We start from the raw sequence: 23750 nt of genomic DNA, 5'->3' as shown, positions 1-23750 counted from the left end.
AAATGGTACAAACGACTGAACAAATATACATAAGGTTATTTGAAGAAAAAGATGCAGAAAGTCTTTGGCAATTAGAGGTAAGGAATCGAAAGTTTTTTGAAAAATATTCAATTGCAAGGAAAGAACTATTTTATACATTAGAATTCCAACGTGAGCTTATTACAACATGGAAAGAAAATGAGAAAAAGGATATTGATTATCATTTCGGGATATTTTTAAAGGAAACGGATGTTTTGATTGGAAGTGTCAATCTATATATGGTAAGAAGAGAACCTGCTCATAACGCAATTGTAGGCTATGTACTGGATAAAGAGCAAAATGGCCAAGGATATATGACAATGGCAGTGAAACAGTTAGTTGATTATGCATTTAACACCCTGAAATTACATCGTCTAGAAGCAGGAGTCATGCCACATAACATAGGATCGATTCGCGTATTAGAGAAAGCGGGGTTTCATAAAGAAGGAATAGCAAAAAGTAATGTGAAAATAAATGGACAGTGGAAAGATCATCAGATTTTGGCGATTATTAATCCAAATGATTAGAGGAAATTCAATATAGGTTACCTTTTTTTAATGGAATCGTAATATGCTTTCTATTAACCATTTGCACCTACAACTTCATTAAATTGCTCGATAGAAGTATGTAGTGGCTATAAATTAGGTTAGATATTTTATGTACAAGAAAAAAACAGGCAGAGAAATGGATAGTTTTTCTGCCTGTCGTATTCTTACGTTGTAATGGTTGCTTCTGAGGTTGGTGCAAAGTTGGTAATTTCTAATACAACAGGAGTATCAGCAATAACGGTAGAATCTGCAGGAACGGTAATAATTAATTGTCCAACACCAGTACCTCCAGGTGTATAAGCAATAAGATCATCCATTTGGAGTACTCCATTTACATACACATTTAAATAACTGTTATCAGCAGTAAGTTCTGGTAACGTTGCGCCATCGGCACCAGTATCTGTCATAAAATCATCTGCTGCAATTGTAAGTGTTCCTGCTCCAGTTACTGGCTCGGTAACGATATTAAAAAAACGATCAACAGTTGGAACCGTATCAATATCAAGCGCTGCACTCACGGCAAGCTTCATGATTTGCAAAGGCATAGTATCACCACCTTAATCCATTTATACTTTATGATATGAAAATAGAACGAAAACGACTAGACGTAATGGAATTAATCACAATATGTGCACCATCTGACATTCTATTTATAAAATAAATATTATGGCAAAAAAGGTGGGGGAAATGGAAAAAAAACAACGATTGCCTAAGCCTTATTTGATACTTCCTGACGTTCCTTCTACAGAGATTTATGTGCACATCCCTAAGAAAATGATGGTTATAGAGTATTTTGCTATCGCTGATGGAATAACGAATATTTTTACAGAGAAAGATGGTGTAAAGGAATTAGGAAATCAAAAAATTCTAGATCCATCGAAGGTATCCTATATGAATTTATTTATTAATGCTGTCTTGCAACCAAAGGAAAATTACGAAGTGAAAAAGGGAATGATTTGTCTAAAAACAGAGGATGTTCCTATTTGTGGAGCGACTGTTATTCTACAAATGTTCATTGTTTAACTATTCCGGTCTGTCTTGAAAAAAAGGATAAGGCAGGCTTTTTTCTACCGTGCTTTTTTAAATAAGCAGATTAAATTAGATGAATTATTTACTTGTAAAATTGGAAATGCAGTTTCTTAATATGGTTTCTTTCTTTATACAATTAAAATCCTTTTTAATAATTCATAACTAAATATTCTTAATGCTTCATAAGATGGTATATGGATAAAACTTTACAGAGATGTGGGGGCAAAAATGAAGAATAAAGGTTTATTAATGAAGATTTTTTTCCTCGGAATTTTTGCTTATTTTTTTATTGATTTTATAAAGCATGCAAGAATTATCGTCATTTATCCAATGAGGATGAGCATTATTTTTGTAATAATAATTATTGGAATATTATTTTATTCTTTTTATCAAATTCGGAAAAAAAGCTAAAGAAAAACATCTCATGGAAAAAGTCCATGAGATGAGGAGCAGTATCAATTAATCTTGTTTAATCATTCGTTTATAAATATATCTTCCGATAAAAGCAATTCCTATGATAGCAATAAGCGTATATGCAACATTGGAGTACATGTCCATATAGTGGACGATATCTTCCCAAGAGTCGCCTACTGCTGCTCCAATTCGAATAAGGACAAAGTTCCACACGAACGTACCAATTGTTGTTAAAAATAAAAAGATACCAAAATTCATTTTTGCCATACCAGCGGGAAGTGAAATTAAGCTTCGAATTAGCGGAATAAAGCGGCAGAAGAAGACGGTCCAATAACCGTATTTATCAAACCAGCGATCTGCCTTATATAAATCTTCTCTTTTCAATCGGAGAATTCTACCCCATTTATCTACTATTTTTTCTAACTTCTTGATTTCTAATAAGGAACCAATAAAATAAAGAATGATTGCTCCTAGAACCGACCCAATCGTAGAAACGAGAACAACCCCTGTTATAGTCATCTCTGTTTTTGCCGTCATCGCCCCCCCGAATGTTAATATCACTTCCGATGGAATCGGGGGAAAGATATTTTCAAGCATAATTAACAAAAGGATTCCGATATATCCGAAGTTTTCCATTATTTCCATAATCCAATTTTCCATTTACTGCACTCCTTAAATGATTATCACTATTATGCATTTAGATATTCTATTTTGCCTATCCGTATCTTATCATAGGGTTTAGGATTCTTCTATTATAATTCTATTTCTACAAGTTATATAACATTCATGCTTTCTTAATAAAGAGTGTTGCAATTTGGGAAATATGCTAAAATAAGGATAAATATAAAAGCTATTATAGATTGGAGATTATCTATGCTTGATTTTTGGCAAGCAAATCATTTAAGCACAAATTTGATGAACATATTTGGTTGGGGCATACTTATTTGTGCTGTTTGTTATTTATATAGAAGACAAACGGAAAAACCTGTTATATGGAAAATGGTAATTGTTGTCTACATAGGTTTATTTTGTTTTAACTTTCAGTTCGCCATTGGTGAAACACCAGTGAAAATAGCAATATTACCACTTGGTGTATGGATACTAATATTGGTTTTTGGAAAGAAGAAAGAACGATGGAAGATATATCGACCATATGCCTGGTTTGGGTTCTTTGGGAATTATATTTTTCTTATAACTACTTTACTTATTTCTCCATTACAGAATATTTTGTATCCAATAGAAAAAGTAGAAACTTTTTTAGCTGAATTAGATGATCCTGGCATTCTATTAATCCATCCTTCTGGTAAACAAGCAGATCTTAATAATGAGGTGTTTATAGAAAGTCTATCATCATGGGAGTTAAGCAAAATGGACTCGATGCTTTGGTATGATGAATCATATCCAGAAATAGATGAGGAAGAATGGGAAGAGGATGAACAGGCGCCATATCAGACAACGGAACGCTTTCCCTATATTCTTTTAGGAGCAAGTCCAAAGTGGGGGAGTGGCTATGAATCTACTATTTATATTGAAAAAGATGGAAAAGGCATGCTTATTTCAACAGAAAAAGAGCAGTTCTATTTTCAATCGTCTAAATCCATCATAGAAGGAAGGAAAGAATAAGTGAGATATAAATGGATATGGAGTTTAGTGGTCGTATTAATAATTGCTATATGTTTACTTATTTTTCTTCCTTTAAATGAAGAGCAACGTACTCCTTCTTCTCTTCCAAATGAAAATCAATTAAAGAAAATGATTTTGGAAACAGGCGATGTAAACATTAAGTCTATTTTCGAACAAATGGCTATCGACGATAATCATATTTTTATGCCCCACCTTTCTAGTGATAATCAATATGGCTATAGTTTATTAGAATGGAAAAAGAATAAATGGGAAGTAACCTATGTAACATCATCAGGACAACCGCTTTTGTGGAAAATTACAGGTGGAAATAAGTCTGAATCATATTTTATATGGAACCTTGAAACAAAATATAAAATAGATCATCTTACTTTTTTTATGAATAAGCATCGGAATTTTAGAAGTGGATGGGGTGTTGAATTTTATGAACCTGCAATCCAAATAGAGGAAGTTGTTTCTTTAGGCGATAAGCCATATGGGATACACAAAGTCACCGATGAATGGGAGAGGATATGGAAGGCTACTCAGATAAAGGTTGAGGAACAGGAAGAAGATTTATTTACTTTTAATAATGAAGAAGGGCTGCATTTTGGCGTTAAAGGTTATGATAGGGAAAATAATTATGTAGAACCATATAACTACTACGAAAATAGCAGTTCCACAAGTTCAGGTGCGAAAACGGAATATGTATCTATTTTGGATGAATGGGATGGGGAACAGTGGTAAATAAAATGTTCTTCGATAAAAAAGGAGAGAGATAAAATCTACCTCTCAAATTTTGGTTTCATTTTTACAATAAATACGAATGACAGAATAGCAATGAATCCTAAGAATATCTCGATGACAAGAAGATTTGTCAAAGTGCCTGCTTGATAAAGAGCTGGCAAGAAATTAATTGCTGCATGGATGATAATAGCGTAAAGAACATAGGTGAATTTGTTTTGTCTAATAGCATACAGAACAAGGATAGAAAGAGCGAGATGTAAAGCAAGAGCAAAAATTCTTTCTAATCCGCCTGTGGCAAAAACCCAAGTGTTTGCTTCCTCAAATTGCTCCTTAATGCTCGTAATTTCTTCAGGTGTAGCAGCAGCTCCAAGAATAGTTTCTAAGTTCCCAGTTTTAATCATTGCGGAGATAAGGAGAGAATTTAGTGCTGACATTCCACCTATAAGTATTGCTTCTATTCCTCCATGACCTAAACCGTAAGATAGCCCATCATTAAAATGATGATTATTTTTTAAGAATACTTTAAAAGCAAAATATCGACCCATTTCTTCAAATATTCCGGCCGCAAGCCCTCCATACAAGGCAAAGATATATGGGTTTGTGCTCCATCTTAATTCAGTTCCATTTGGAGCGAGTGCGAGGAAATGAACGATCTTTTCTAGAATTTGTGAAAAAACTATGAAGATAAGTACTCCAACAAGCAAGGATCTCCATGACATCATCTTTTTTCTTTGTAAATATATCATTAAAAGAACAGGCACAATTACAGCAAGGAATAATTGTAGAGATACTCCTAAATAGATAGAATTCATTCGATTTTCCCCTTTCAACCTATTTCATAACTGTTATATTAAGTGTATAACAGTGCTTAGGAACCGTCAATAAAATATCAAATTGATTTTTTAATAAGAAATCAATTTGATATTTTATTTATATTTTAATAAATATTTTGAATTTTGAGACTTTGTTTCTGCTAAACACTTATCTGAAGAGTTATATGTTTCCTCTAAAACAGTTTATCGATTGGTGAAAAAAGTTTATGAAATAGTAAACAGTAGTTATAATAAGCATTTGATTATTTCTGACCTGGTAAAGGATACAAGTTACATAAATATTTTATTGATAAGCCAATTCACTCAATATGGAATAAAAAAAGAGAGGCGGGATTAATCCTCCCACCTCTCTCTGCTTGTCATAAATTTAATGACATTTTAAAAAACGAGCATATGTTTTTTAAAAAAAGAAATCCTCCTAATTAGCGGATAACACCATGGGGCAAAATGGCATGAACACCTTTTACACCATTAACAATTTGCGTAATGTGTAAATCAACAGAAACACTTGCTAATGCAGTCGCTTCTGTACGTGAGATAGAGTAGAATTGCTCCATTAAAGAGATCATATCAGATAAGGCAATTTCTGTGGCCTTATTTAAATCTTCATCGAATCCAAATGTAATCCAGCCATTTGGCGTTTTCGCTCTTGGATAAGTTAAATCCATATCCTCTCTTACAATTAATGTAATGTTTACATGGTCCATTGGACATTCAATTGCTGTTCCTGAGATTTCTCCGTCTCCTTGGAGTGCGTGGCCGTCTCCAATTGAGAAAAGAGCATCTTCAACAGAGATTGGTAAAAATAAACTGCTGCCTTTTACGATTTCCTTACAATCAATATTACCACCACAATATCTTGGTGGAGAGGTAGAATGGACACCTGCTTCTTTTGGTGCAACACCAAGAACGCCCATAAACGGCTGCAAGGCTACATGAAATGGTCGAGAATGTATGGAGGTCGAGCCAATCATTTTCTCCGTATCTAATTCCCAATCTAATTGAATTCTGTCCGATTGAGAGATTCCAATCGCACTATTTTGCCAATTTGCCATTCCACCAGCCCAATTGCGTCCATACCAACCTGGAACAATATCATTTAATTTTACTTCTAACACCATCCCAGGCTTAGCTCCTTTAATAGCAATCGGACCAATCATCGGATGCTGTGGTTTATCTTCTTGTTCTCTTGAGGAGTATTTACGATAAGCTTCCTCTTTAGAGGCTGAATAGCCCCATTCAATATCTAGTGTTTGCAGTGTAATCGAGTCGCCTGAGGTCACTGTTAATATTGGTTTATAGCTATTGCTAAAGGAACCATGCAGGTTTTCCTGTTTTAATGATAATTGATGCTGCATTTTTCTCCTCCTAAAAAGACTGTTTTTCCTTTTATTCGCTAAAAATGTGCACAATCCTTTTATCTTTGGAAAATATTTATCTTCTTTTTGTTAAACTATAAACTTTTGTTGCTATTATATTTGGTGTTATTCTTTCTTTTAAAGTTGGAAAGACGGAGCCAACATATTCATCAGGATTACGAATATACGCTTTTTCATACATATATATCGTAAACGAACAGGATACCCGGACATAAATGTCTCCATCCATATCATATGGTTCTGAAATTGTAATGACTTCAAAGGAATCATCAAATTTATTTGTTTTTGCATTTATTTTCTTTGTTACATTCTCTTTATATTTCGTTGTTCTCATTGGTTTGTAATGAAAATCAGCGACGCCAATTGCTTGTATCATACCTTCCTCCCAGCTAAATCATTCGAACAAATATTATACCATTTATTTTTAAGAATTTTAGTTAAAATATTATTTAAAAATTCAAAACTCATGGTAGGATGTAAAAGACTAGAGTTGTTAGTTGGGATTTCTACATTCAACTTTTAAACACGAATTACTATTTTAGGAGGCAATATGAAAGTACGTCATGTTGGCATATTCATTTTTAATGAAGTAGAAGTATTGGATATTGCTGGTCCATTTGAAGTTTTCTCTTTAGCTGGAGGGGAGAATAAATTTTTCCATGTCCACACTATTTCAGAAAAAGGAGGTACTATTTTAGCAAGAAATGGGCTGAAAATAGAAGCGGATTTTTCATTTGAAAAACACCCTGATTTTGATATTCTTGTAGTTCCTGGTGGTTATGGAGCAGAAGAAATTGAAATGAATAATTCTGTTGTCATAAATTGGATTAAAGAGCAATCAAGTCAAGTAGAATATATGACTTCTGTCTGTACAGGTGCATTTTTACTTGCGAAAGCCGGTTTGTTGGATGAACGGAGGGCAACTACGCATTGGATGGATATTGATCGGATGGAAAGAGAATTCCCAAAGGTTCAGCTTATAAGAAATGTAAAATTTGTAGAGGAAGGACAAATACTTACTTCAGGCGGAATATCTGCTGGAATCGATATGTCCTTTCATATAGTGGAGAAATTATGTGGCAAAGAAGTGGGAAGGGAAACAGCCAGGCGGATGGAGTATGATAGATATATAGAAATCGGAGGAGAATAGAGATGAAAAAAATTTCTGTTTTGCATTATGATGCTTTTACCGAAATACCGAATAAGGGAAATCCCGCGGGAGTCGTATTAGAGGGGGAGAAATACACGGAGGAAGAAATGCAAAAAATAGCCAAAGAGGTGGGCTTTAATGAAACGGGATTTGTTTTACCATCTCATTGTGCGGATCTACAAATTCGTTATTTTACCCCAGGTCATGAAGTGAATCTGTGTGGACATGCGACCATTGCTACTGTATTTGCATTAAAAACAAAAGGGCATCTACCTGAAAAAGAGATTTTTTCAATTGAAACCAAAGCAGGTGTGCTACCTATACGAATTAATCAAAATAAACAGTCTTCTTTTTCCATCACTATGAAGCAAGTAACACCACAATTTAAAGAATTTAAAGGTTCGCGCCATGAATTAGCAGATGCGATTGGTATTAAAGAATCTGATATAGATGAAAAGCATCCGATTCTATATGGAAATACAGGGCTTTGGACATTACTTGTTCCTATTAAGGAACTGCACGCATTTTCGAAAATGAATGTAAATAATGAACTGTTTCCATCTATTTTAAAGGAATTTCCACATGCATCCATTCATCCATTTTGCCTTGAAACATATGATGTAAATGCAACGATGCATGGAAGGCATTTTTCTTCCCCCTATTCAGGTACAATAGAAGATCCTGTTACTGGAACAGCTTCTGGAGTGATGGGAGCATATTATGTTACCTATGTGAATGAATTATGGAACAATGAGCCTATTATCATTGAACAAGGACAGGAGATAGGTCGTGATGGGAGAGTAACGGTTCTCGTTTCTGAAAGGAAAGGTCAATTAGATATACAAATAAATGGTACTGCTGTATTTGTAAAGGAATTAAAAGTAATGATCGAATGATTGGAGAAAATAGAAAAGGAGGGAAATTACATGGAAAGATTAGAGCCAATGGAAGCAGCTCGACTTTTTATAGATACCTATTTTACTAGTTGTAATGCGGCTATTCTGGCAGGAAGTGTGGTGAGAGGACAAGCGACAGCTACTTCCGATCTTGATATTGTCATTTTTGATGAAAAGGTCGTTTCTTCTTATAGAGAATCCATGATGGAATTTGGTTGGCCAATCGAGATATTTGTACATAATTTAGCTACATATAAAGATTTTTTCTTAATGGATTATAATTTAGCCAAACCCTCTATGCAACGAATGATTACAGAAGGAATGGTTTTAAAAGATGACGGAGTTTTGCAAGCTATCAAACAAGAAGCAGAAAAAATGCTAAAAGAGGGTCCGAAAGAATGGTCGGAGGAAACTATCCGTACAAAGCGTTATTTTATAACAGACGTACTGGACGATTTTATTGGATCAGACAACAAACAAGAAGTGATTTTCATCGCCAGCACGCTAAGCTTTCTTCTCCATGAATTTGTTTTAAGAGTAAATAAACAATGGGTTGGCACATCGAAATGGATGGTTCGGTCTTTACGACAATATGATCCCAAATTTACGGAGGAATTTATTGAGGCGTTTGATACCTTTTATCGGACTGGGGAAAAGGAAAAAATTATTGAAATTACGGAAAATGTATTAAAACCATATGGTGGAAAGTTATTGGAGCAGAAGCAATTAATAAACCAAATAGAAATTCCATGATTTCCTCCTTAGAGAAAAAGATTTAATATTCAGTATCTTGATTTTATTATATCGAAAAGTAGATTGATTTGCAAAGAAACGAATGACTTATCATCAATTTATCCTTCATTATTTTTTCTTATCATAAGTGATTAGAATGTTATTATGTTTCTCTAGGCGTCCATAATGTACTCTAAATATAGAATGATTTTTGAGGAGGAATAGATTAGATGACTATTATTGGCGTGCATCATGCTCAAATAACGATTCCAAAAGGCTTGGAACAACAAGCAAAGGATTTTTACTGTGGAGTATTAGGTTTAAACGAAATGAAGAAGCCGATTTCTTTACAAGGGCGAGGTGGATTTTGGCTATCACTTGGAAACATAGATGTACATGTTGGCACAGAGGATGGCTTTGATCGTTTTTCAACAAAAGCTCATGTAGCTTATCAAGTAGATAATATGAATAAATGGAAAAACAAACTTAACAACCTTGGAATAGAAATAGCAGATTTTATTCCGATTGAAGGCTATGAACGATTTGAATTTCGTGATCCATTCGGCAATCGTATAGAGATTATCGAAAAAAAGATTCAAAAATAGCCTAATTACTTACGAGAGAAATTAGCTAGTGTGCTAAACTAGTAAGTAAAATACGTAAAGGAGAAAACGGATGAAAGAAGGATTTATAGAAGTAACAGGTGGAAAAGTTTCGTATGTTATACATAATGAGACAGCTAATAAAATCCCACTGCTTGTTTTACATGGAGGACCAGGTTCTAGCTCCTACTCTTTACAAGGATTAAAAGATTTGGCAATTGATCGCCCGGTCGTTTTATATGATCAGCTAGGCTGTGGCAAATCAGATCGGCCAGATGATGATTCCCTTTGGACTTTAGACAGGTTTGTGGAAGAAGTTGGGCTAGTTCAAAAAGGATTAGGGCTGAATAAAGTACATATACTTGGCCATTCTTGGGGCACAACCCTTGCAGCTGCATATTATTTTGGTGAACCAGAAGGGATTAGCAGTATTATTTTCTCAAGCCCTTGTTTAAGCGCACCATTATGGGAAAAAGATCAAAAGAAAAATTTAACTTTACTACCACTAGAGGTTCAAGAAACCATCAAAAACTGTGAAGAAAACGGAAAGACAGATACACCTGCCTTTCAAAAAGCAATTGAAGTGTTTAATGACCATTTTGTATGTAGATTAAAGCCTTACCCAGAACATTTAAAAAAGGGGAAGCATTTTAGAAATCCACATGTATATCAAGTAATGTGGGGACCTTCCGAATTTACTGTGCAAGGGAACTTAAAATCATTTGATTGTATGGATCGGTTATCTGAAATATCTATACCAACATTGTATACTTGTGGGCGATATGATGAAGCAACACCAGCATCAACGGAATATTTTAGTAGCAAAACGCCAAATGCAGCTTTTCATGTATTTGAAGAAAGTGCCCATATGGCCTATATTGAAGAACCAGAACAATATAGAAAGGTCATGAATGAATTCTTGTCCCAATTAGACAAGTAATATAGATGAAAGAAAGCCGAAAGGAGGAACAGACCTTTTGGCTTTTGCTATGCAATAAGAAAAAATTCCGTAATTATCTACTTTATCTTTCTGTTTTTAGGAGATTATTGGTATACTACAGGATAGAGGTTCTACATCCTAAAAAGATGTAAAAACGATTTTAAAAGTAAAATGAGGGACATTGCGTGGAAAAAAAATCATCAAGAAAACTTGCAAGGTATTCACTTCTTATCATGGGATTGGGATTTATTCTAACATTCCCTTTTCAAGATAATATTTGGATACATTTAGTTCATGGGGGCTTTGAAGCTGGACTTGTCGGGGGATTAGCAGACTGGTTTGCAGTAACAGCACTATTTAGGCATCCTTTAGGCTTACCGATACCACATACCGCTTTATTACCTAAAAATAGGGATAGAATGGTAAATGGATTAGTGAATGTATTGAAAAAGGATTGGTTATCAAAGGAAAGTATTCAAGATAAAGTGAAGAATATTCCTTTTACCGAAAAAATCACAGCAACCATTAAAACAAGAATAGAAACAGAACCAGTAAAGAAAGCGATGATTAAAGCTACACAGCAAGCAATTAGCAATATTGATGTAGAAAAAATCACTCCATTTGTGCGTAAGCAAATGTCAGCGGCTTTATCTGATGTGCAAATTAGTAATATTTTAAAGCTGCTTACCAATCAATTAATTTCAGAAGAAGTTGATAAGAAAGCATTAGATCATGTTCTTGTAAAAACAGAAACGTGGCTCAGAAAAGAAGAGACGGCTCGAAAACTTGGCTCTGTTTCCATGAATGTATTAAATAATGTAGAGGCAAATGGCATGCTTCAATTTGCTTTAAAAACATTGCAGAATATTTTAACGGAAGATAAGTTAGGGCAAATTGTCCAAAATCTTTGCTTGAGTGGAATGCGAAGTCTTCAAAGAGAAGGGGAGCAAAACCGTGAAGCGCTTATTCTCTATATTCGCAAGGAAATCGAAAGCCTTCCAGAAAATGATAAAGTATTAGAAGGAATCAATACATGGAAGGATAAGGTACTAGACTCCCTAGAATCCAATCATACGATTTTAGCTAGCCTTCAACAAGCACAAGAAAAAGCAATCGAGCTTCTTGAAAATGAGGAGTTCATGGAAACAAAAGCAATTCCATTTATTCTTCAACTAATGGAAAAAATCGAAGAAAATGGCGAAAAGATGGATCCGTGGATTATTCAGCAAATTTCTAATTTTATCGAGAAAAACCATGATCAAATTGGCAATTTAGTAAAAGAAAATCTTGATAAGCTAGATAACGAAACACTAGTCGATATGATTGAGAATAACGTCGGTAAAGATCTGCAATGGATTCGTGTAAACGGTGCAGTATGTGGTTTTATTATCGGTCTGTTCTTAAGTGCGCTTCAATTAGTGGCTAATATGATGTAAGGTGTAAGATAAAAGGAAATATTGCCAAAAAAGCATTCGCAAATGAATGCTTTTTTTGTTGTGGATTGTTAGTATAGTTTCATTTTACTCTTATAATGATAGGAATTATGCATCGTCCACTAATTCACTTCATTAAAGTAAAAATGGAAAAATATTTCCATATTAAGGGTTGAAAGTTTATAATAAATATTATCTAAATTTTAAAAATTATTAGGTAGAATGATGGAATGGAGGGAGAGTTCATTGGTGAACATCAAAATAGAAACTCCCATTCATAGTAATGGGATTGCTGTTGTTTTGCTAAAAAAAATAAAGGGAAGATATCATGTTTTGTTAATGAAACGTGCGACCCAGATATTGAAAGATATGTGGTGTTATATAGGTGGGAGCCTAGAACAAGGGGAGAAAGCTTGGGAAGCCGCTTTAAGAGAAGTAAGGGAAGAAACAGGAATTACAAACGTAAATCTCTATAGCTCGAATACATTTGATCAATTATATTCACCATTAGAAAATTACATATATATTGCCCCAGTTTTTGTTGGTTTTGTAGAGGAAAACCAAGTTGTAGAATTAAATGAGGAGCATAGTGAGTACAAGTGGCTGTCTTTTGATGAAGCAAGGCAATTAGTCACATTACCGGGAAACGAGGAAGTTCTTACCTTTATAGAGAAGCATTTTATAAAAAATACCATTACAGAGTGGCTCCAAATTGGAAGCATGAAAGTAGGGGAGTAAGGTGATAACCTATATATACATGGTAAGACACGGGGAATCGCCAAAAACAGAAGGCACAGAAAGAACAAGAGGGCTAACGGAAAAAGGGAAACAAGATTCTGAACGTATCGGCAAAATTCTTCATAAGGAAGAAATAGATCTATTTGTTTCGAGCCCTTATCAACGTGCCATTTTAACAATAAAGGATTTAGCTACAGATTTGGGCAAAGAGGTGTTCGTTTTTGAGGATTTAAAAGAAAGAGTGTTTAGTCAAGGAGATACTCCTCTTTCTGATCATGAATTACAATCTTGTCTTAGTAGGTCATATTTGAATCCTGATTATGCTCTAACAGGGGCTGAATCTAACAATGTATGTCAAAAACGAGCGATAACGGTATTAAAACAGTTACTAAATACCTATGCAGGAAAAAAGATAGTAATTGGAACCCATGGTGCAGTAATGACGCTAATGATGGGCTATTATGACAAGCGGTTTGATTTAGATTATTTACTCCATACAACAAAGCCGGATATTTACCGAATGAAATTTTTGAGAAATGAATTAGTAGAAGTGAAAAGACTGTGGGAGTGAGTTGAAAAATTATAAAGGAGAGCATTTCCTTATGAATGAGCAAAGTACGACTAATAAAGTGGCTTGGGAATACCGTGCTTATGAATTTTGGATGAAGCGTGATGGGCACCCAAAGGAAAAGGCGAAAGAAATATTGAAAGATCCTCGAACAAGTTTAAAAAAGCATCAAACGTTTTTTGAGAATGTAGAAGGAAAAAAGATTGCCAATCTTTGTGATCAAATGGAAGAAAGGCAGTTCCATTAGCACTGTTAGGAGCTGAAGTAACAATCTTTGATATATCCAAGGAGAATGAACGATATGCTCGGGAATTAGCTTATCATGCTAATACATCTATAAATTATATTGTAGGAGATATTTACGAAATCGATTTACAGACTTATGGAGAAGCATTTGATATTCTCTATCTCGAAGGTGGGATTCTACATTATTTTCAGGATATAGATCATTTCATGTCACTTCTGTTTTCTCTTTTAAAGAATGATGGAACATTGATTTTAAGTGACTTCCATCCTTTGTTAAAATGCTTGAATGATGATTTTAATGTGAAACTAGCCTATTTTGATACAGAATTACAAACAGGAGATATTGCCTATAAACAGTTTTTTCCTGAAGAAGAACAGGATGATTTTCCAGATGTTTCTATCCGCTTTTATACACTTAGCGAAATTATTAATTCATTGATAGCTGCTGGGTTAAGACTAGAGCGTTTTGAAGAACATCGTGGTTGGAAAATGGAAAATATCCCATGGGAATTTACAATCATTGCAAGAAAATGATAGAAAATGGAGATTTGTAGATGAAACTATTTGAAAGCGGGCTTTTAAAAGTTCGTAAATTGGAAAAAAAAGATAATAAATATTTAGCAAAATGGCTTTCAGATCCATCTGTCCTTGAGTATTATGAAGGAAGAGATAATCCCTTTGATTTAGATAAAGTGAATAGGGTGTTCTATCCGCCTAATGATAAGGAAGAAGTAAAAGGCATTGTCGAATATTCAAATAGAGCAATAGGGTATATACAATTTTATCCACTAGATAGTGAAGCGAAAAAGTTATATGGATATAGTACATATAGTAAGGAATTAATATACGGAACAGATCAATTTATTGGAGAAGTGGCATATTGGAATAAAGGAATTGGGGAAATGCTTGTAAGTTCGATGATTCATTTCTTAATCGAGAATCAAAAAGCCGATCGAGTAGTGATGGATCCACAAACAAGGAATGTAAGGGCGATTAAATGCTATGAAAAATGTGGATTGAAAAAAGTTAAAATTCTTGCCAAACGAGAACTACATGAAGGGGAGTATCAAGATTGTTGGCTGATGGAGTATCGGAAATGAAGGGAATTAAAAGATAAACAATAGTCTATTAAGCATTGGAATTTCAAATAGCTTGTTAGATGAAGAGGAGAATCAGAATGAATCGTAAAATGATGAAATCAAAGAATGATAAATCTATTTATGGTGTTTGTGGGGGAATAGGTGAATATTTTGGTATTACACCTTTAGGTATTCGATTGATTTTTCTTTTAACTATGCCCGTTTCTATTCTTATTTACATTATTTTAGTAAATAGTATGCCTGATTCGCCGAGAAGCTTGTGAATAATTACTGGGAGTTTTGAATATGGATAATGCATTAAAGTCAGATTGCAATAATTGTTTTGGGTTATGTTGTGTAGCATTGCCATATGGAGAATCTGCAGATTTTCCTTTTGATAAAGATAGTGGGGTATCATGTAGAAACTTATGTTCAAACAACGCATGCTCGATCCATGACAAATTGTGGGAAACAGGGTTCCGCGGTTGTGTATCCTATGAATGTTTCGGGGCGGGACAGCATGTATCACAAAAGATTTACCATGGAAAGGACTGGCGGAAGGGAGAACATGCAGATGAAATGTTCCGTGTCTTTCCAATTGTTCAACAACTACATGAAATGCTCTTTTATTTAAGGCAAGCTCTTACTTTAGAGGAAACTTCTTCTTTTCATAATAAACTTCAACGGATTTACGAAGCAATAGTAGAACTAACGGAAAGAACACCAAAAGAGATTTTAATACTCGATCTTATTTCCCACCGAAATAAAGTTAATGAGCTTTTAATTGCTTCAAGCATAAAGTATAGAGAGAATAGTACGAATAAAGGAAAAAAAGGACGAAAGAAAAAATCAAATTATATCGGTGCTAATTTAAAGGGATTAAATTTACAAGGGGAAGATTTTCGAGGAAAATTAATGATTGCTGCGAATTTAAGCAATTGTGATTTGAGAAGAGCTGATTTTATTGGAGCAGATCTACGAGACGCTAACTTAAAAGGAGCAAACTTGGGTGGTGCTCTATTTCTTACACAATCGCAAATTAATTCAGCTAATGGGGATGCTGATACTAAGATACCAAACTATTTGGAAAAACCAAGTCATTGGATAGAGAAAATACTTTCATAAATGTTCTGAACAGATTGTCAGATTACATCTATTCTTTACTTAAGTCATTAACTGAAATAAGTTTTATTTATTAAAAGGGAAAGGACAAATGTAGAATAGCATACATATTCATATAGGGCAAAATCCTTTGGAATATCAATAGAAAGAGGAGATTGTGCATGGTGAGACTAAATACCTTATATCAGCATAAAGTGAAGGGCTGGCAATCAAAACAAGTGATATATCAAATTGCTCCCTCCATTGGAGAAACAATTGTAATAGAAAAAGCTCATTATAAAATTGTGAATATTATGCATTATGCAGAAGACGGAACTGTTGAGGTAATAGCAAATGCAGAATAATAGGTAAAGAAAGATCAATCCAAATATAACAAGACATTATTTGTATAATTGTGTAGACAAATTTATATTATTTCGATTTTCAAAGGTTAAAGATGTCTAATTATATTTATTTAAGCTATAATAGTAAATAGACACACTTGAAAAGGAGAATGTATGAAAACTAAGGCTAAGATTAAAGGTGTTAAGTATAGTTCTGAATACAAATTTCCAAGGTACAAGGTCAAATTAGAAACACCTGAGGGGAAAGTATTAATTATTGCCTTCGATCATACTTTATCGTCCAAATCAAAAGGATATGTCCCATTAAATGTTAATTATGATGGGGAAGATATGGGAAATAAATTGTCATGGTATTCTAAAAAAATAGAAAATATGACAATTAATAACTTTCTAAGAATTTTAGCTGGCAAAATCGATAAATTTTATAAAGTAAGTTAAGGAAACTCTCTGTTTGAGAGTTTTTTTGTGGGAATTTTAATATTAGGTAACAAGATGGCGTTTACATATCGATAGCCGCTTCATATATTATATATTAGATAATCGAATAGGTTAGGAGAATGTATATGATATTCGAAGCGCTTCCGACATTTGTGAAGTTTTTATTTTACCTATTATTAGTGTTTTAGAGAGTGGTCATTCCTAACATGAACAATTTTGTCTATTTAATCTCAAAGTTCCAAATAATTGCTGAATTCATGGAAGAATTCAGCTTATTTGTTTTCCGACTATCGCATGATGAGGGAAATAAGGGTGCTATAATTACGGAAGATAATTATTAACGATAAAAAGTGAATCCTATAGTAAATCCATATCGTCTAACTAGCGAATCTGTAAGGGGGGATGACGTGATTTCTAAAAGACTAGAACATTATTATTAAGAGAGCTAGAGGAGTTGGATTTATAATACACATGGCTATGGTGGAATCACAATAAAGGATAATATGGAAGTAATGGATTCTATTCAGGAATCATTTGAAGGGTTGGATGAAAAAAATACAGATTCGGTGACGATTCAACCAATGATAGTCCAAAATATTTGGACTTATAATCCAATTGAAAAACCATTTAGAGAAAAAGATACTAAATTAGATTTGGGAGAATTGGGCAAAATCAACATTATTGGGGTTAAATATACGGGCAATGTAATGACGTTAACCTATGAATTAAATAGCCAATTTCCATTTCTGCATTCAAACTATTTTACGTTAAAGGATCATTTGGGAAAAGTATATTATGGTGCTAAAACATCCATAACCTTTAAAAAGAAGGATCATTATATTGTCGAAGAAGCATTTATGAATATTTCTAAAAAAGAACTAACGATTGAATATATGCAGGAAGAAGCTCCTGAAATATTGAAAGATTTAGAAATTGAAGTTCCGTTAAAATAATCTTATATGTAAACACTATTTAGAAGAGAAAAGGAACCCAAAAAATATTGGGTTCCTTAAAAAATGGTCTGACCATATTCATCATAATCCTTCAAACCATTTACCAAATTTACTAATACAAGATTCTTCTTTCTTTTCTTCATATCTATGAAAATCATCTTCTGTAAATTCGGCAAGTGTTTTATCAAAATTCTTTGGAATAAATATATACCAAAGATCAGACCATTTCTTATCATTATCTAATCCTCTTATATCTTCAGAAATAGTTCCTGGTGATTTACTCTCAAAGAATGTTATTTGTTCTCCATCAAAGTAAGCTAAACAAGACCTAAATTCACAAGCACGATTATTTTCTTCTCTTAGTAATTTCAATATGCCAGTAATACCTATCGTATCTAGCATATGGTTTACATAAGCCCTTGGAAAACCATTTAATTCTTCGATAAAAAAGCCGGAATCTAAAGCGATGCAAGGCTGCTTAACGATTTCATATGCTTGCAATACTTTTTGTCTAGCGATTTCTTTAATATCATCTGTTCGTGGCTCGCTTAACTCTTCCTGTATCGGCGTTACTTTAATATTTTTCAATTCCTTTTCTGCCGATGCAATTTTCCCTTTGTTGGTTGTGACAAATATAATTTCCTTCATATGAAATGTTTCTCCTTATGCATAATAATAATACTGAATTTTATTTATATTACTTAATATAACAAAATTAGGAGGAAAAAAGATTCGATTTCAACTAAATGGCCAAATAATTTTTAGATAAGATTAAAAGGAATGACTTTTCATATACTGATAATAAAGGAGGGGATAAGAATGAATCCGATTATCGTGATTATCATTATCGATTTGACTGTTCTCATCGATTGTTTCTGGTTTGATGTGAATAAAAAAAGGTGGGGATGGATGAATAATTGGACTAGCTTGAGTAAGTGGATCTTCTTTCAGCATTTATCATCGTTTCAGTATTAATTTACGTTGGTATAAGTGCAGTATATTTCTCAGCTTAGCGTTTAGAGTATGTTTAAAAAAGAGTGGGGATTTTGATATGCTTGTAGAAAACGGTTGGTTATATAAAAAGAACGAGATCGAACTTTTAGATTATATTTTTGATATAGTTATAAAGTATCCGAATTCAGCAAGTGCCAAATTTGAACTAGGAAATAGGCATGACTACAATCAGGGAGTTCATAAAATAATATTGGGAATTAAATAATGCTTTCGCTGTTCTAACTGTTGCAGAAATTCGTTTCCTACATCTACTCTCCATATCTATGTTCTTAGGAATAACCTTACATAATGCAAATAGGGAGTCAGAAGGTATGAAGATGTATTAAGAGCAATTATGCGACAAATGAACTACGAATTTAGAAAGATATACTTTGCATTCGATAACTACATTAACAAATAAAAAACATTAAAGTGCAGTCATTTTATGTAAAATAGGCTTAAACACTTGTTAAGCCTATTTTTTATCCCGGTTGGTGGTTTTGTATTTTTGGCCTTTGCCGTCATAGGTGATCCACTCCCCAACAGGATCGCCCATGTTAAAGTAGCCTGAACGCTTTATTGTCCCATCTATACGATACCATTCCCAATAGCCATCAGGTGTATCATCAATAATCTTTCCTTTTGACCAAATTGTTATTCCGTTAGCATGATACTTAATCGTATCCTCAACTATTAGATCCAGTTTCTTTTCTTTTACGCCATTAGGGTGTATTATGTCACAATTTTTCTCGTCCATGCATACCTCCAGATAATTGTTTATTGATATTATGGGATAGAAGCTAGGATGCTCTGCATTTAGTATTTTCACTTAAATTTTACTAAATCGCGACTCTCACCTTCTTTGTAATCAGAATACCAAATGAATGAAAGATATGGTAGACTAGAATCAAAAAAGGCAAGATTGATTTTTTGGAGGCTGATTATGGAAGTTTTTGCAGAATATTTAGAACGCATTGCTAATCCAGCGCATCGTGCTAGAACAAAAGAGGTTTTGGAGTGGGTAACAAATAATTTCCCTAGTTTAGTAACGAGAATTGCCTGGAATCAGCCGATGTTCACAGATCATGATACATACATAATTGGCTTTAGCGTTGCAAAACATCATTTGGCAGTCGCACCTGAAAGAGCTGGAATCATCCAATTTTCTGATGCAATTGTACAAGCTGGTTATGATCATACCAAGCAGTTGGTACGAATTAAGTGGGAAAGTCCGGTTGATTTCTCCTTACTTGAGAAAATGATCGATTTTAATATTACTGATAAAGCAGATTGCATGACATTTTGGAGAAAAGAGTAAAATGTAGAAGGGGTTTATTGGATGGCAAATAGGAAACTAAATCCTAAAGTAGAGGAATTTTTAAGTAAAGATAGTCCGTGGAAGGAAGAATATGTGAAGTTAAGACAAATTGTTCTTGAGTGTGAAGAGCTTGTGGAAGAATTTAAATGGATGCATCCTTGTTACACAATAAAGAATAAAAATATTGTATTAATACATGGATTCAAAGAATATTGTGCCCTTTTATTTCATAAAGGTGCTCTGTTAAAAGATCCTCAAGGAATTCTAATCCAACAAACGGAGAATGTACAAGCAGCAAGGCAAATTCGATTTACTAGCTTACAGGATATAGTGAAATTGGAATCTGTCATAAAAGAATATATTCATGAAGCAATTGAAGTGGAAAAATCCGGTTTGGAAGTAACGATAAAAGAGCACAAAGAATACATCATTCCAGAAGAACTTGAAACGAAATTTGAAGAAATTCCAGAATTGAAAACTGCCTTTGAAGCATTGACGCCAGGACGACAAAGAGCATACATTCTTCATTTTTCTCAACCAAAGCAATCCAAAACTAGAGTTGCAAGGATTGAAAAAGCAATGGAAAGAATTCTAAATGGCAAGGGTTTAAATGACTGTATTTGTGGATTATCTCAAAAAATGCCCAATTGTGATGGCTCGCATAAGTTTGTTGGCAAGAAATGAATGACTTCAATGGGAGGATTGTACTGATTTCACACGAAAGAAGTACAACCTCCTTTTTATACTGAAAGAAAAAGCGTAATAAAGAGCTATAAAATGCCTAATAAGAAATCGTGTTATGGACAAAAGATACAAATCGCTATTCAATATGTAATAGAAAATGGCGCTACCATGTTATCTGTCCCACATGATTTTTTAAAAGATTTACGCGCAAGGTGGGTGCAAGAATTCGATGGGAACCTAATTCAAATTGTTTGTAAAAGACAGATTTGAATTGCCCTGATTTACGAATGGCATATAAAGAAGGAGTATTCTGTCTAAACATAGAATAATACATAAAAATATGTTTAGAGAGGTGTATGGATGGACCAAATTAGTTGTATTTCCTACATTTTGCATCAGTCTCGTGAAGAAAACATAAGAAAAATAGCGATTGATCTGTTAATTGGGGATCTTTCGTTAAAAGAAGCAGAAGAAATTTCACCTCAAATGAAAAGAGAATTAAAGAAGGCAAAAGCATTGTATAAAAGTCACCCGGGTTGATTTAAAGGCCGTTTCAGTATTTGTCCAAGACTTTATGTTTGTAACAGGATAGCTACCCATTGAAAAATAATATAGATAATAAATCTAATTTTTAAGTATTTCTCTTGCTAAGAAATGCTTTTTATTTTGCTTTTTAAAAAAAACAATAAAAAAAGTGTATAAAACGATAATAATTTATTGTAAAACGATAAATGATATGGTAAATTCAAATAGAAATAAATAAGTGAGGTGTTTTTGATGAAACAGGTTTCAACGCTCTTTTTAAAGATTGCTGTTATTCTTATTGGAGTACCCATTCTTGCATTATGCATTTTTTTAGTACCGGAAATCGGAAAATTTGCTGCTGAATTGTATCCAAATAATGCTTATATAAAATATCTAATAATGCTTGATTTTTATGCTGCAGCTATTCCTTTCTACTTTGCATTGTATCAAGCATTTAAACTGTTAAACTATATTGATAGGAATGACGCATTCTCGGATTTATCGGTAAATGCATTAAAGAAAATAAAAAACTGTGCCATCTCCATTAGTGCTATTTTTGTGTTGGGTTTGCCGTTATTTTACCTTATAGCAGAAGTGGATGATGCCCCTGGGATCATTTTAATGGGACTGATTCTGATTTTTGCTTCGATGGTGATTGCCGTTTTTGCTGCCGTACTTCAAAAGCTATTAAAAGAGGCAATTGATATAAAATCAGAAAATGACTTAATCGTTTGAGGTGATATAAATGGCAATTATAATCAATATTGATGTGATGTTAGCAAAAAGGAAAATGAGTGTGACTGAACTATCGGAAAAGGTTGGAATTACAATGGCGAATCTTTCTATCTTGAAAAATGGCAAGGCAAAAGCAATCCGGATATCCACACTGGATGCAATTTGTGAAGCGTTGGATTGCCAACCTGGTGATATTTTGGAATATAGAAATGATGGAGAAATCTAATGATGAAAGGTCTAAAGCAGCTTATCTATTTTGGTTGGGAACAAGCATTATCTTGTATATTTCCTGTCGTTATTTTTGTTTCTTTGGCACTCACTAAAATGATAGAACTTCCCTTGATACCAAGATACGATTGGCTGCTACTTATCTGCCTTTTGATGCAGTGGCTAATGGTACGCACCGGTCTTGAAACGATGGATGAGTTAAAGGTGATAACCGTTTTCCATTTAATCGGACTTGCGCTGGAGCTTTTTAAAGTACATATGGATTCCTGGTCTTATCCTGAAGACGGCTATACAAAAATATATGGCGTCCCATTATATAGCGGCTTTATGTACGCAAGTGTAGCGAGTTTTCTCTGTCAGGCATGGAGGCGATTAGAGGTAGAGCTAGTAAATTGGCCACCATTTTTAGTTGTTGTTCCTCTTAGTACAGCCATTTATTTGAACTTTTTTACCCATCATTATTGGCTGGACATTCGTTGGTATTTATCTGGATTGGTACTAATCGTGTTTTGGAAGTCCTGGGTATTATACAAGGTAAATGGTATTAGATATCGTATGCCACTAGCCCTCTCCTTTTTATTGATTGGATTTTTTATTTGGATAGCAGAAAACATTGCTACATATTTCAGTGCATGGGAATATCCAAACCAAAGAGATGCCTGGAGTCTCGTTCATCTGGGAAAGGTGAGCTCATGGCTGTTATTGGTGATTGTTAGCTTTCTTATTGTGGCAACCTTGAAGCAGGTTAAGGGTAATATGACTAATAGTAAAGTAAATACTAATTCGATATGAAAAAAATGGTAGTGGAAAAAGTAAATGTAGTTGCCAGCTCCTTGATGAAATTAGATTGCAATAAAGTCTTGGAGCTCCTTTGTTAAATTATTAATCCTCCTCATCAGCTCCATTAGAGTACATTTCCTTTTCCGCTTGGAGCCATTTCATCATATCTTGTTTATCCGGATAAGAATCCTCTAAGTATTGGTGGCTTTCTAAAAATTTATATCCTTTTTTCGTTAGTCTAGCTGGCTTTAGTGAGAAAAAGGTATCGATTCTAAGTACTCTTTCAATATATCCTTCCTTTTCTAAAAAAAAGATAAAATTTTCAAATTCCCGCTGTTTTAAACAATAGTCTTTTGGTTTTGGTAAATCGATACCCTTGTGAAGCTCTCTTAGAATACTGTAGGTAATCTTCATTATCAAATCTCTTCCTTTTCTGTAATTAATTTTTCTCGAGCAACCATATAGATAAAAACACAAATAATAATTATAATCCTAATCAGTAAATGAAAGCAGATTTCTATATCTTAAAAAGAGAGTATAAAATATTTTGTGTAAATGAAAATTTCCATGTAAAAAGGAAGACCTTCTCTTGGTAGAATTAAGTCACCACAACCAATCCTAGAAAAGAGGTCTTCCCTATGAATCAGTTTACAACAGA

The 23750-nt window shown here is 33.8% G+C and carries 37 protein-coding genes; 29 read left to right on the top strand and 8 right to left on the bottom strand.

Features of this window, described 5'->3' with window-relative positions:
• Nucleotides 1-2 precede the first annotated feature (2 nt).
• Nucleotides 3-545, top strand: a complete 543-nt coding sequence (locus tag QQZ16_RS11930) for a GNAT family N-acetyltransferase (RefSeq protein WP_031535889.1) — start codon at nt 3-5, stop codon at nt 543-545.
• Between the two features lie 185 nt (nt 546-730).
• Here the strand turns inward: QQZ16_RS11930 and QQZ16_RS11925 are convergent, their stop codons facing one another.
• On the bottom strand, nt 731-1111 hold the full coding sequence (locus QQZ16_RS11925; protein ID WP_031535887.1) for a DUF4183 domain-containing protein: 381 nt from the start codon (nt 1109-1111) through the stop codon (nt 731-733).
• A 142-nt stretch (nt 1112-1253) separates the two neighbouring features.
• Here QQZ16_RS11925 and QQZ16_RS11920 point away from each other — a divergent pair, with 142 nt between their 5' ends.
• Entirely contained in the window at nt 1254-1589 is a 336-nt protein-coding gene (locus QQZ16_RS11920) for a DUF4183 domain-containing protein (RefSeq protein ID WP_031535885.1), read from the top strand.
• 234 nt (nt 1590-1823) lie between these two features.
• The gene (locus tag QQZ16_RS11915) at nt 1824-2006 is read left to right on the top strand and encodes a hypothetical protein (protein ID WP_284561364.1); all 183 of its coding nucleotides are present in this window, start codon (nt 1824-1826) and stop codon (nt 2004-2006) included.
• A gap of 48 nt (nt 2007-2054) precedes the next feature.
• Here QQZ16_RS11915 and QQZ16_RS11910 read toward each other — a convergent pair whose 3' ends face one another.
• On the bottom strand, nt 2055-2669 hold the full coding sequence (locus QQZ16_RS11910) for a DedA family protein (protein WP_031535880.1): 615 nt from the start codon (nt 2667-2669) through the stop codon (nt 2055-2057).
• Between the two features lie 213 nt (nt 2670-2882).
• On the opposite strand from QQZ16_RS11910, the gene QQZ16_RS11905 reads away from it, so the two are divergent.
• Nucleotides 2883-3632 (top strand): hypothetical protein, encoded by a 750-nt coding sequence (locus QQZ16_RS11905; RefSeq protein ID WP_048717390.1) that lies wholly within the window; start codon nt 2883-2885, stop codon nt 3630-3632.
• Nucleotides 3633-4376, top strand: a complete 744-nt coding sequence (locus QQZ16_RS11900) for a hypothetical protein (RefSeq protein WP_031535875.1) — start codon at nt 3633-3635, stop codon at nt 4374-4376. It begins immediately after the preceding gene.
• 38 nt (nt 4377-4414) lie between these two features.
• Here QQZ16_RS11900 and QQZ16_RS11895 read toward each other — a convergent pair whose 3' ends face one another.
• The 3 genes from QQZ16_RS11895 to QQZ16_RS11885 form a co-directional block, all read right to left on the bottom strand.
• The gene (locus QQZ16_RS11895) at nt 4415-5188 is read right to left on the bottom strand and encodes a YhfC family intramembrane metalloprotease (protein WP_035416067.1); all 774 of its coding nucleotides are present in this window, start codon (nt 5186-5188) and stop codon (nt 4415-4417) included.
• 443 nt (nt 5189-5631) lie between these two features.
• Nucleotides 5632-6567 (bottom strand): acetamidase/formamidase family protein, encoded by a 936-nt coding sequence (locus QQZ16_RS11890; RefSeq protein ID WP_235252070.1) that lies wholly within the window; start codon nt 6565-6567, stop codon nt 5632-5634.
• A 76-nt stretch (nt 6568-6643) separates the two neighbouring features.
• Nucleotides 6644-6964 carry a hypothetical protein gene (locus QQZ16_RS11885; protein WP_235252069.1) on the bottom strand — a complete coding sequence of 107 codons (321 nt, stop codon included), beginning with the start codon at nt 6962-6964 and terminating at the stop codon, nt 6644-6646.
• A 174-nt stretch (nt 6965-7138) separates the two neighbouring features.
• Here QQZ16_RS11885 and QQZ16_RS11880 point away from each other — a divergent pair, with 174 nt between their 5' ends.
• The 16 genes from QQZ16_RS11880 to QQZ16_RS11805 all read left to right on the top strand — a co-directional run bounded on the left by QQZ16_RS11880 (nt 7139) and on the right by QQZ16_RS11805 (nt 17829).
• Nucleotides 7139-7738, top strand: coding sequence for a DJ-1/PfpI family protein (locus tag QQZ16_RS11880; RefSeq protein ID WP_235252068.1), 600 nt, complete (start codon nt 7139-7141; stop codon nt 7736-7738).
• 2 nt (nt 7739-7740) lie between these two features.
• Nucleotides 7741-8634 carry a PhzF family phenazine biosynthesis isomerase gene (locus QQZ16_RS11875; protein WP_235252067.1) on the top strand — a complete coding sequence of 298 codons (894 nt, stop codon included), beginning with the start codon at nt 7741-7743 and terminating at the stop codon, nt 8632-8634.
• Between the two features lie 30 nt (nt 8635-8664).
• Nucleotides 8665-9387 (top strand): nucleotidyltransferase domain-containing protein, encoded by a 723-nt coding sequence (locus QQZ16_RS11870; protein WP_235252066.1) that lies wholly within the window; start codon nt 8665-8667, stop codon nt 9385-9387.
• 209 nt (nt 9388-9596) lie between these two features.
• Entirely contained in the window at nt 9597-9971 is a 375-nt protein-coding gene (locus QQZ16_RS11865; RefSeq protein WP_031535857.1) for a VOC family protein, read from the top strand.
• A 70-nt stretch (nt 9972-10041) separates the two neighbouring features.
• Nucleotides 10042-10908: a proline iminopeptidase-family hydrolase gene (locus QQZ16_RS11860; protein ID WP_031535854.1), complete on the top strand. Its 867-nt coding sequence runs from the start codon at nt 10042-10044 to the stop codon at nt 10906-10908.
• Nucleotides 10909-11093: 185 nt separating this feature from the next.
• Nucleotides 11094-12344, top strand: a complete 1251-nt coding sequence (locus QQZ16_RS11855) for a DUF445 domain-containing protein (protein WP_031535851.1) — start codon at nt 11094-11096, stop codon at nt 12342-12344.
• A 246-nt stretch (nt 12345-12590) separates the two neighbouring features.
• Nucleotides 12591-13079: an NUDIX hydrolase gene (locus QQZ16_RS11850; RefSeq protein WP_231512509.1), complete on the top strand. Its 489-nt coding sequence runs from the start codon at nt 12591-12593 to the stop codon at nt 13077-13079.
• 1 nt (nt 13080) lies between these two features.
• Nucleotides 13081-13650 (top strand): histidine phosphatase family protein, encoded by a 570-nt coding sequence (locus tag QQZ16_RS11845; protein WP_031535848.1) that lies wholly within the window; start codon nt 13081-13083, stop codon nt 13648-13650.
• Between the two features lie 31 nt (nt 13651-13681).
• Entirely contained in the window at nt 13682-13894 is a 213-nt protein-coding gene (locus QQZ16_RS11840) for a hypothetical protein (protein WP_048717393.1), read from the top strand.
• Nucleotides 13895-13896: 2 nt separating this feature from the next.
• Nucleotides 13897-14427 carry a class I SAM-dependent methyltransferase gene (locus QQZ16_RS11835; RefSeq protein ID WP_048717395.1) on the top strand — a complete coding sequence of 177 codons (531 nt, stop codon included), beginning with the start codon at nt 13897-13899 and terminating at the stop codon, nt 14425-14427.
• Nucleotides 14428-14447: 20 nt separating this feature from the next.
• On the top strand, nt 14448-14993 hold the full coding sequence (locus tag QQZ16_RS11830) for a GNAT family N-acetyltransferase (RefSeq protein WP_031535846.1): 546 nt from the start codon (nt 14448-14450) through the stop codon (nt 14991-14993).
• Between the two features lie 77 nt (nt 14994-15070).
• A complete protein-coding gene (locus QQZ16_RS11825; protein WP_031535842.1) occupies nt 15071-15256 on the top strand; it encodes a PspC domain-containing protein in 186 nt (61 codons plus the stop codon).
• Nucleotides 15257-15278: 22 nt separating this feature from the next.
• Entirely contained in the window at nt 15279-16097 is an 819-nt protein-coding gene (locus QQZ16_RS11820; RefSeq protein ID WP_235252065.1) for a pentapeptide repeat-containing protein, read from the top strand.
• A 158-nt stretch (nt 16098-16255) separates the two neighbouring features.
• A complete protein-coding gene (locus tag QQZ16_RS11815; protein ID WP_031535841.1) occupies nt 16256-16438 on the top strand; it encodes a hypothetical protein in 183 nt (60 codons plus the stop codon).
• A 153-nt stretch (nt 16439-16591) separates the two neighbouring features.
• Entirely contained in the window at nt 16592-16876 is a 285-nt protein-coding gene (locus QQZ16_RS11810; RefSeq protein WP_031535839.1) for a hypothetical protein, read from the top strand.
• A gap of 503 nt (nt 16877-17379) precedes the next feature.
• Entirely contained in the window at nt 17380-17829 is a 450-nt protein-coding gene (locus QQZ16_RS11805; protein WP_235252064.1) for a hypothetical protein, read from the top strand.
• An 81-nt stretch (nt 17830-17910) separates the two neighbouring features.
• Here the strand turns inward: QQZ16_RS11805 and QQZ16_RS11800 are convergent, their stop codons facing one another.
• Nucleotides 17911-18477 (bottom strand): non-canonical purine NTP pyrophosphatase, encoded by a 567-nt coding sequence (locus QQZ16_RS11800; RefSeq protein WP_031535834.1) that lies wholly within the window; start codon nt 18475-18477, stop codon nt 17911-17913.
• Nucleotides 18478-18648: 171 nt separating this feature from the next.
• Here QQZ16_RS11800 and QQZ16_RS11795 point away from each other — a divergent pair, with 171 nt between their 5' ends.
• Entirely contained in the window at nt 18649-18804 is a 156-nt protein-coding gene (locus QQZ16_RS11795) for a hypothetical protein (protein ID WP_155986793.1), read from the top strand.
• 493 nt (nt 18805-19297) lie between these two features.
• On the opposite strand, the gene QQZ16_RS11790 is transcribed toward QQZ16_RS11795, so the two are convergent.
• Complete coding sequence (locus QQZ16_RS11790; RefSeq protein WP_031540120.1) at nt 19298-19579, bottom strand: hypothetical protein; 282 nt, start codon at nt 19577-19579, stop codon at nt 19298-19300.
• A gap of 186 nt (nt 19580-19765) precedes the next feature.
• Here QQZ16_RS11790 and QQZ16_RS11785 point away from each other — a divergent pair, with 186 nt between their 5' ends.
• The 7 genes from QQZ16_RS11785 (at nt 19766) to QQZ16_RS11755 (ending at nt 23104) form a co-directional block, all read left to right on the top strand.
• A complete protein-coding gene (locus tag QQZ16_RS11785) occupies nt 19766-20140 on the top strand; it encodes an iron chaperone (protein ID WP_235252063.1) in 375 nt (124 codons plus the stop codon).
• A 21-nt stretch (nt 20141-20161) separates the two neighbouring features.
• On the top strand, nt 20162-20824 hold the full coding sequence (locus QQZ16_RS11780; RefSeq protein ID WP_235252062.1) for a DUF1801 domain-containing protein: 663 nt from the start codon (nt 20162-20164) through the stop codon (nt 20822-20824).
• 93 nt (nt 20825-20917) lie between these two features.
• Nucleotides 20918-21094 (top strand): hypothetical protein, encoded by a 177-nt coding sequence (locus tag QQZ16_RS11775; RefSeq protein WP_235252061.1) that lies wholly within the window; start codon nt 20918-20920, stop codon nt 21092-21094.
• A gap of 90 nt (nt 21095-21184) precedes the next feature.
• Nucleotides 21185-21364: a hypothetical protein gene (locus QQZ16_RS11770; protein WP_235252060.1), complete on the top strand. Its 180-nt coding sequence runs from the start codon at nt 21185-21187 to the stop codon at nt 21362-21364.
• Between the two features lie 237 nt (nt 21365-21601).
• Entirely contained in the window at nt 21602-22084 is a 483-nt protein-coding gene (locus tag QQZ16_RS11765) for a DUF2975 domain-containing protein (RefSeq protein ID WP_031540116.1), read from the top strand.
• A gap of 10 nt (nt 22085-22094) precedes the next feature.
• Nucleotides 22095-22310, top strand: coding sequence for a helix-turn-helix domain-containing protein (locus tag QQZ16_RS11760; RefSeq protein ID WP_031540115.1), 216 nt, complete (start codon nt 22095-22097; stop codon nt 22308-22310).
• A gap of 2 nt (nt 22311-22312) precedes the next feature.
• Nucleotides 22313-23104 (top strand): DUF817 domain-containing protein, encoded by a 792-nt coding sequence (locus tag QQZ16_RS11755; RefSeq protein WP_235252073.1) that lies wholly within the window; start codon nt 22313-22315, stop codon nt 23102-23104.
• A 90-nt stretch (nt 23105-23194) separates the two neighbouring features.
• Here the strand turns inward: QQZ16_RS11755 and QQZ16_RS11750 are convergent, their stop codons facing one another.
• Nucleotides 23195-23506 carry a hypothetical protein gene (locus tag QQZ16_RS11750; RefSeq protein ID WP_235252059.1) on the bottom strand — a complete coding sequence of 104 codons (312 nt, stop codon included), beginning with the start codon at nt 23504-23506 and terminating at the stop codon, nt 23195-23197.
• Between the last annotated feature and the right edge of the window lie 244 nt (nt 23507-23750).

It is taken from the genome of Bacillus sp. T2.9-1, assembly GCF_950097965.1.
Taxonomy (GTDB): Bacteria; Bacillota; Bacilli; order Bacillales; family Cytobacillaceae; genus Niallia; species Niallia hominis.
Note: the sequence above shows the minus strand (reverse complement) of the source record. Positions and strands in the feature narration are given on the sequence as shown.

Bases quoted from the DNA above. Each gene is read 5' to 3' on its own strand.
- QQZ16_RS11785 (WP_235252063.1), top strand. From the start codon at position 19,766: ATGGAAGTTTTTGCAGAATATTTAGAACGCATTGCTAATCCAGCGCAT.
- QQZ16_RS11820 (WP_235252065.1), top strand. From the start codon at position 15,279: ATGGATAATGCATTAAAGTCAGATTGCAATAATTGTTTTGGGTTATGT.
- QQZ16_RS11770 (WP_235252060.1), top strand. From the start codon at position 21,185: ATGGACCAAATTAGTTGTATTTCCTACATTTTGCATCAGTCTCGTGAA.
- QQZ16_RS11920 (WP_031535885.1), top strand. From the start codon at position 1,254: ATGGAAAAAAAACAACGATTGCCTAAGCCTTATTTGATACTTCCTGAC.
- QQZ16_RS11840 (WP_048717393.1), top strand. From the start codon at position 13,682: ATGAATGAGCAAAGTACGACTAATAAAGTGGCTTGGGAATACCGTGCT.
- QQZ16_RS11830 (WP_031535846.1), top strand. From the start codon at position 14,448: ATGAAACTATTTGAAAGCGGGCTTTTAAAAGTTCGTAAATTGGAAAAA.
- QQZ16_RS11805 (WP_235252064.1), top strand. From the start codon at position 17,380: ATGGAAGTAATGGATTCTATTCAGGAATCATTTGAAGGGTTGGATGAA.
- QQZ16_RS11795 (WP_155986793.1), top strand. From the start codon at position 18,649: ATGAATCCGATTATCGTGATTATCATTATCGATTTGACTGTTCTCATC.
- QQZ16_RS11825 (WP_031535842.1), top strand. From the start codon at position 15,071: ATGAATCGTAAAATGATGAAATCAAAGAATGATAAATCTATTTATGGT.
- QQZ16_RS11750 (WP_235252059.1), bottom strand. From the start codon at position 23,506: ATGAAGATTACCTACAGTATTCTAAGAGAGCTTCACAAGGGTATCGAT.
- QQZ16_RS11800 (WP_031535834.1), bottom strand. From the start codon at position 18,477: ATGAAGGAAATTATATTTGTCACAACCAACAAAGGGAAAATTGCATCG.
- QQZ16_RS11905 (WP_048717390.1), top strand. From the start codon at position 2,883: ATGCTTGATTTTTGGCAAGCAAATCATTTAAGCACAAATTTGATGAAC.
- QQZ16_RS11755 (WP_235252073.1), top strand. From the start codon at position 22,313: ATGAAAGGTCTAAAGCAGCTTATCTATTTTGGTTGGGAACAAGCATTA.
- QQZ16_RS11775 (WP_235252061.1), top strand. From the start codon at position 20,918: ATGCCTAATAAGAAATCGTGTTATGGACAAAAGATACAAATCGCTATT.
- QQZ16_RS11910 (WP_031535880.1), bottom strand. From the start codon at position 2,669: ATGGAAAATTGGATTATGGAAATAATGGAAAACTTCGGATATATCGGA.
- QQZ16_RS11780 (WP_235252062.1), top strand. From the start codon at position 20,162: ATGGCAAATAGGAAACTAAATCCTAAAGTAGAGGAATTTTTAAGTAAA.
- QQZ16_RS11870 (WP_235252066.1), top strand. From the start codon at position 8,665: ATGGAAAGATTAGAGCCAATGGAAGCAGCTCGACTTTTTATAGATACC.
- QQZ16_RS11915 (WP_284561364.1), top strand. From the start codon at position 1,824: ATGAAGAATAAAGGTTTATTAATGAAGATTTTTTTCCTCGGAATTTTT.
- QQZ16_RS11895 (WP_035416067.1), bottom strand. From the start codon at position 5,188: ATGAATTCTATCTATTTAGGAGTATCTCTACAATTATTCCTTGCTGTA.
- QQZ16_RS11880 (WP_235252068.1), top strand. From the start codon at position 7,139: ATGAAAGTACGTCATGTTGGCATATTCATTTTTAATGAAGTAGAAGTA.
- QQZ16_RS11875 (WP_235252067.1), top strand. From the start codon at position 7,741: ATGAAAAAAATTTCTGTTTTGCATTATGATGCTTTTACCGAAATACCG.
- QQZ16_RS11810 (WP_031535839.1), top strand. From the start codon at position 16,592: ATGAAAACTAAGGCTAAGATTAAAGGTGTTAAGTATAGTTCTGAATAC.
- QQZ16_RS11860 (WP_031535854.1), top strand. From the start codon at position 10,042: ATGAAAGAAGGATTTATAGAAGTAACAGGTGGAAAAGTTTCGTATGTT.
- QQZ16_RS11925 (WP_031535887.1), bottom strand. From the start codon at position 1,111: ATGCCTTTGCAAATCATGAAGCTTGCCGTGAGTGCAGCGCTTGATATT.
- QQZ16_RS11765 (WP_031540116.1), top strand. From the start codon at position 21,602: ATGAAACAGGTTTCAACGCTCTTTTTAAAGATTGCTGTTATTCTTATT.
- QQZ16_RS11885 (WP_235252069.1), bottom strand. From the start codon at position 6,964: ATGATACAAGCAATTGGCGTCGCTGATTTTCATTACAAACCAATGAGA.
- QQZ16_RS11815 (WP_031535841.1), top strand. From the start codon at position 16,256: ATGGTGAGACTAAATACCTTATATCAGCATAAAGTGAAGGGCTGGCAA.
- QQZ16_RS11790 (WP_031540120.1), bottom strand. From the start codon at position 19,579: ATGGACGAGAAAAATTGTGACATAATACACCCTAATGGCGTAAAAGAA.
- QQZ16_RS11865 (WP_031535857.1), top strand. From the start codon at position 9,597: ATGACTATTATTGGCGTGCATCATGCTCAAATAACGATTCCAAAAGGC.
- QQZ16_RS11930 (WP_031535889.1), top strand. From the start codon at position 3: ATGGTACAAACGACTGAACAAATATACATAAGGTTATTTGAAGAAAAA.
- QQZ16_RS11760 (WP_031540115.1), top strand. From the start codon at position 22,095: ATGGCAATTATAATCAATATTGATGTGATGTTAGCAAAAAGGAAAATG.
- QQZ16_RS11890 (WP_235252070.1), bottom strand. From the start codon at position 6,567: ATGCAGCATCAATTATCATTAAAACAGGAAAACCTGCATGGTTCCTTT.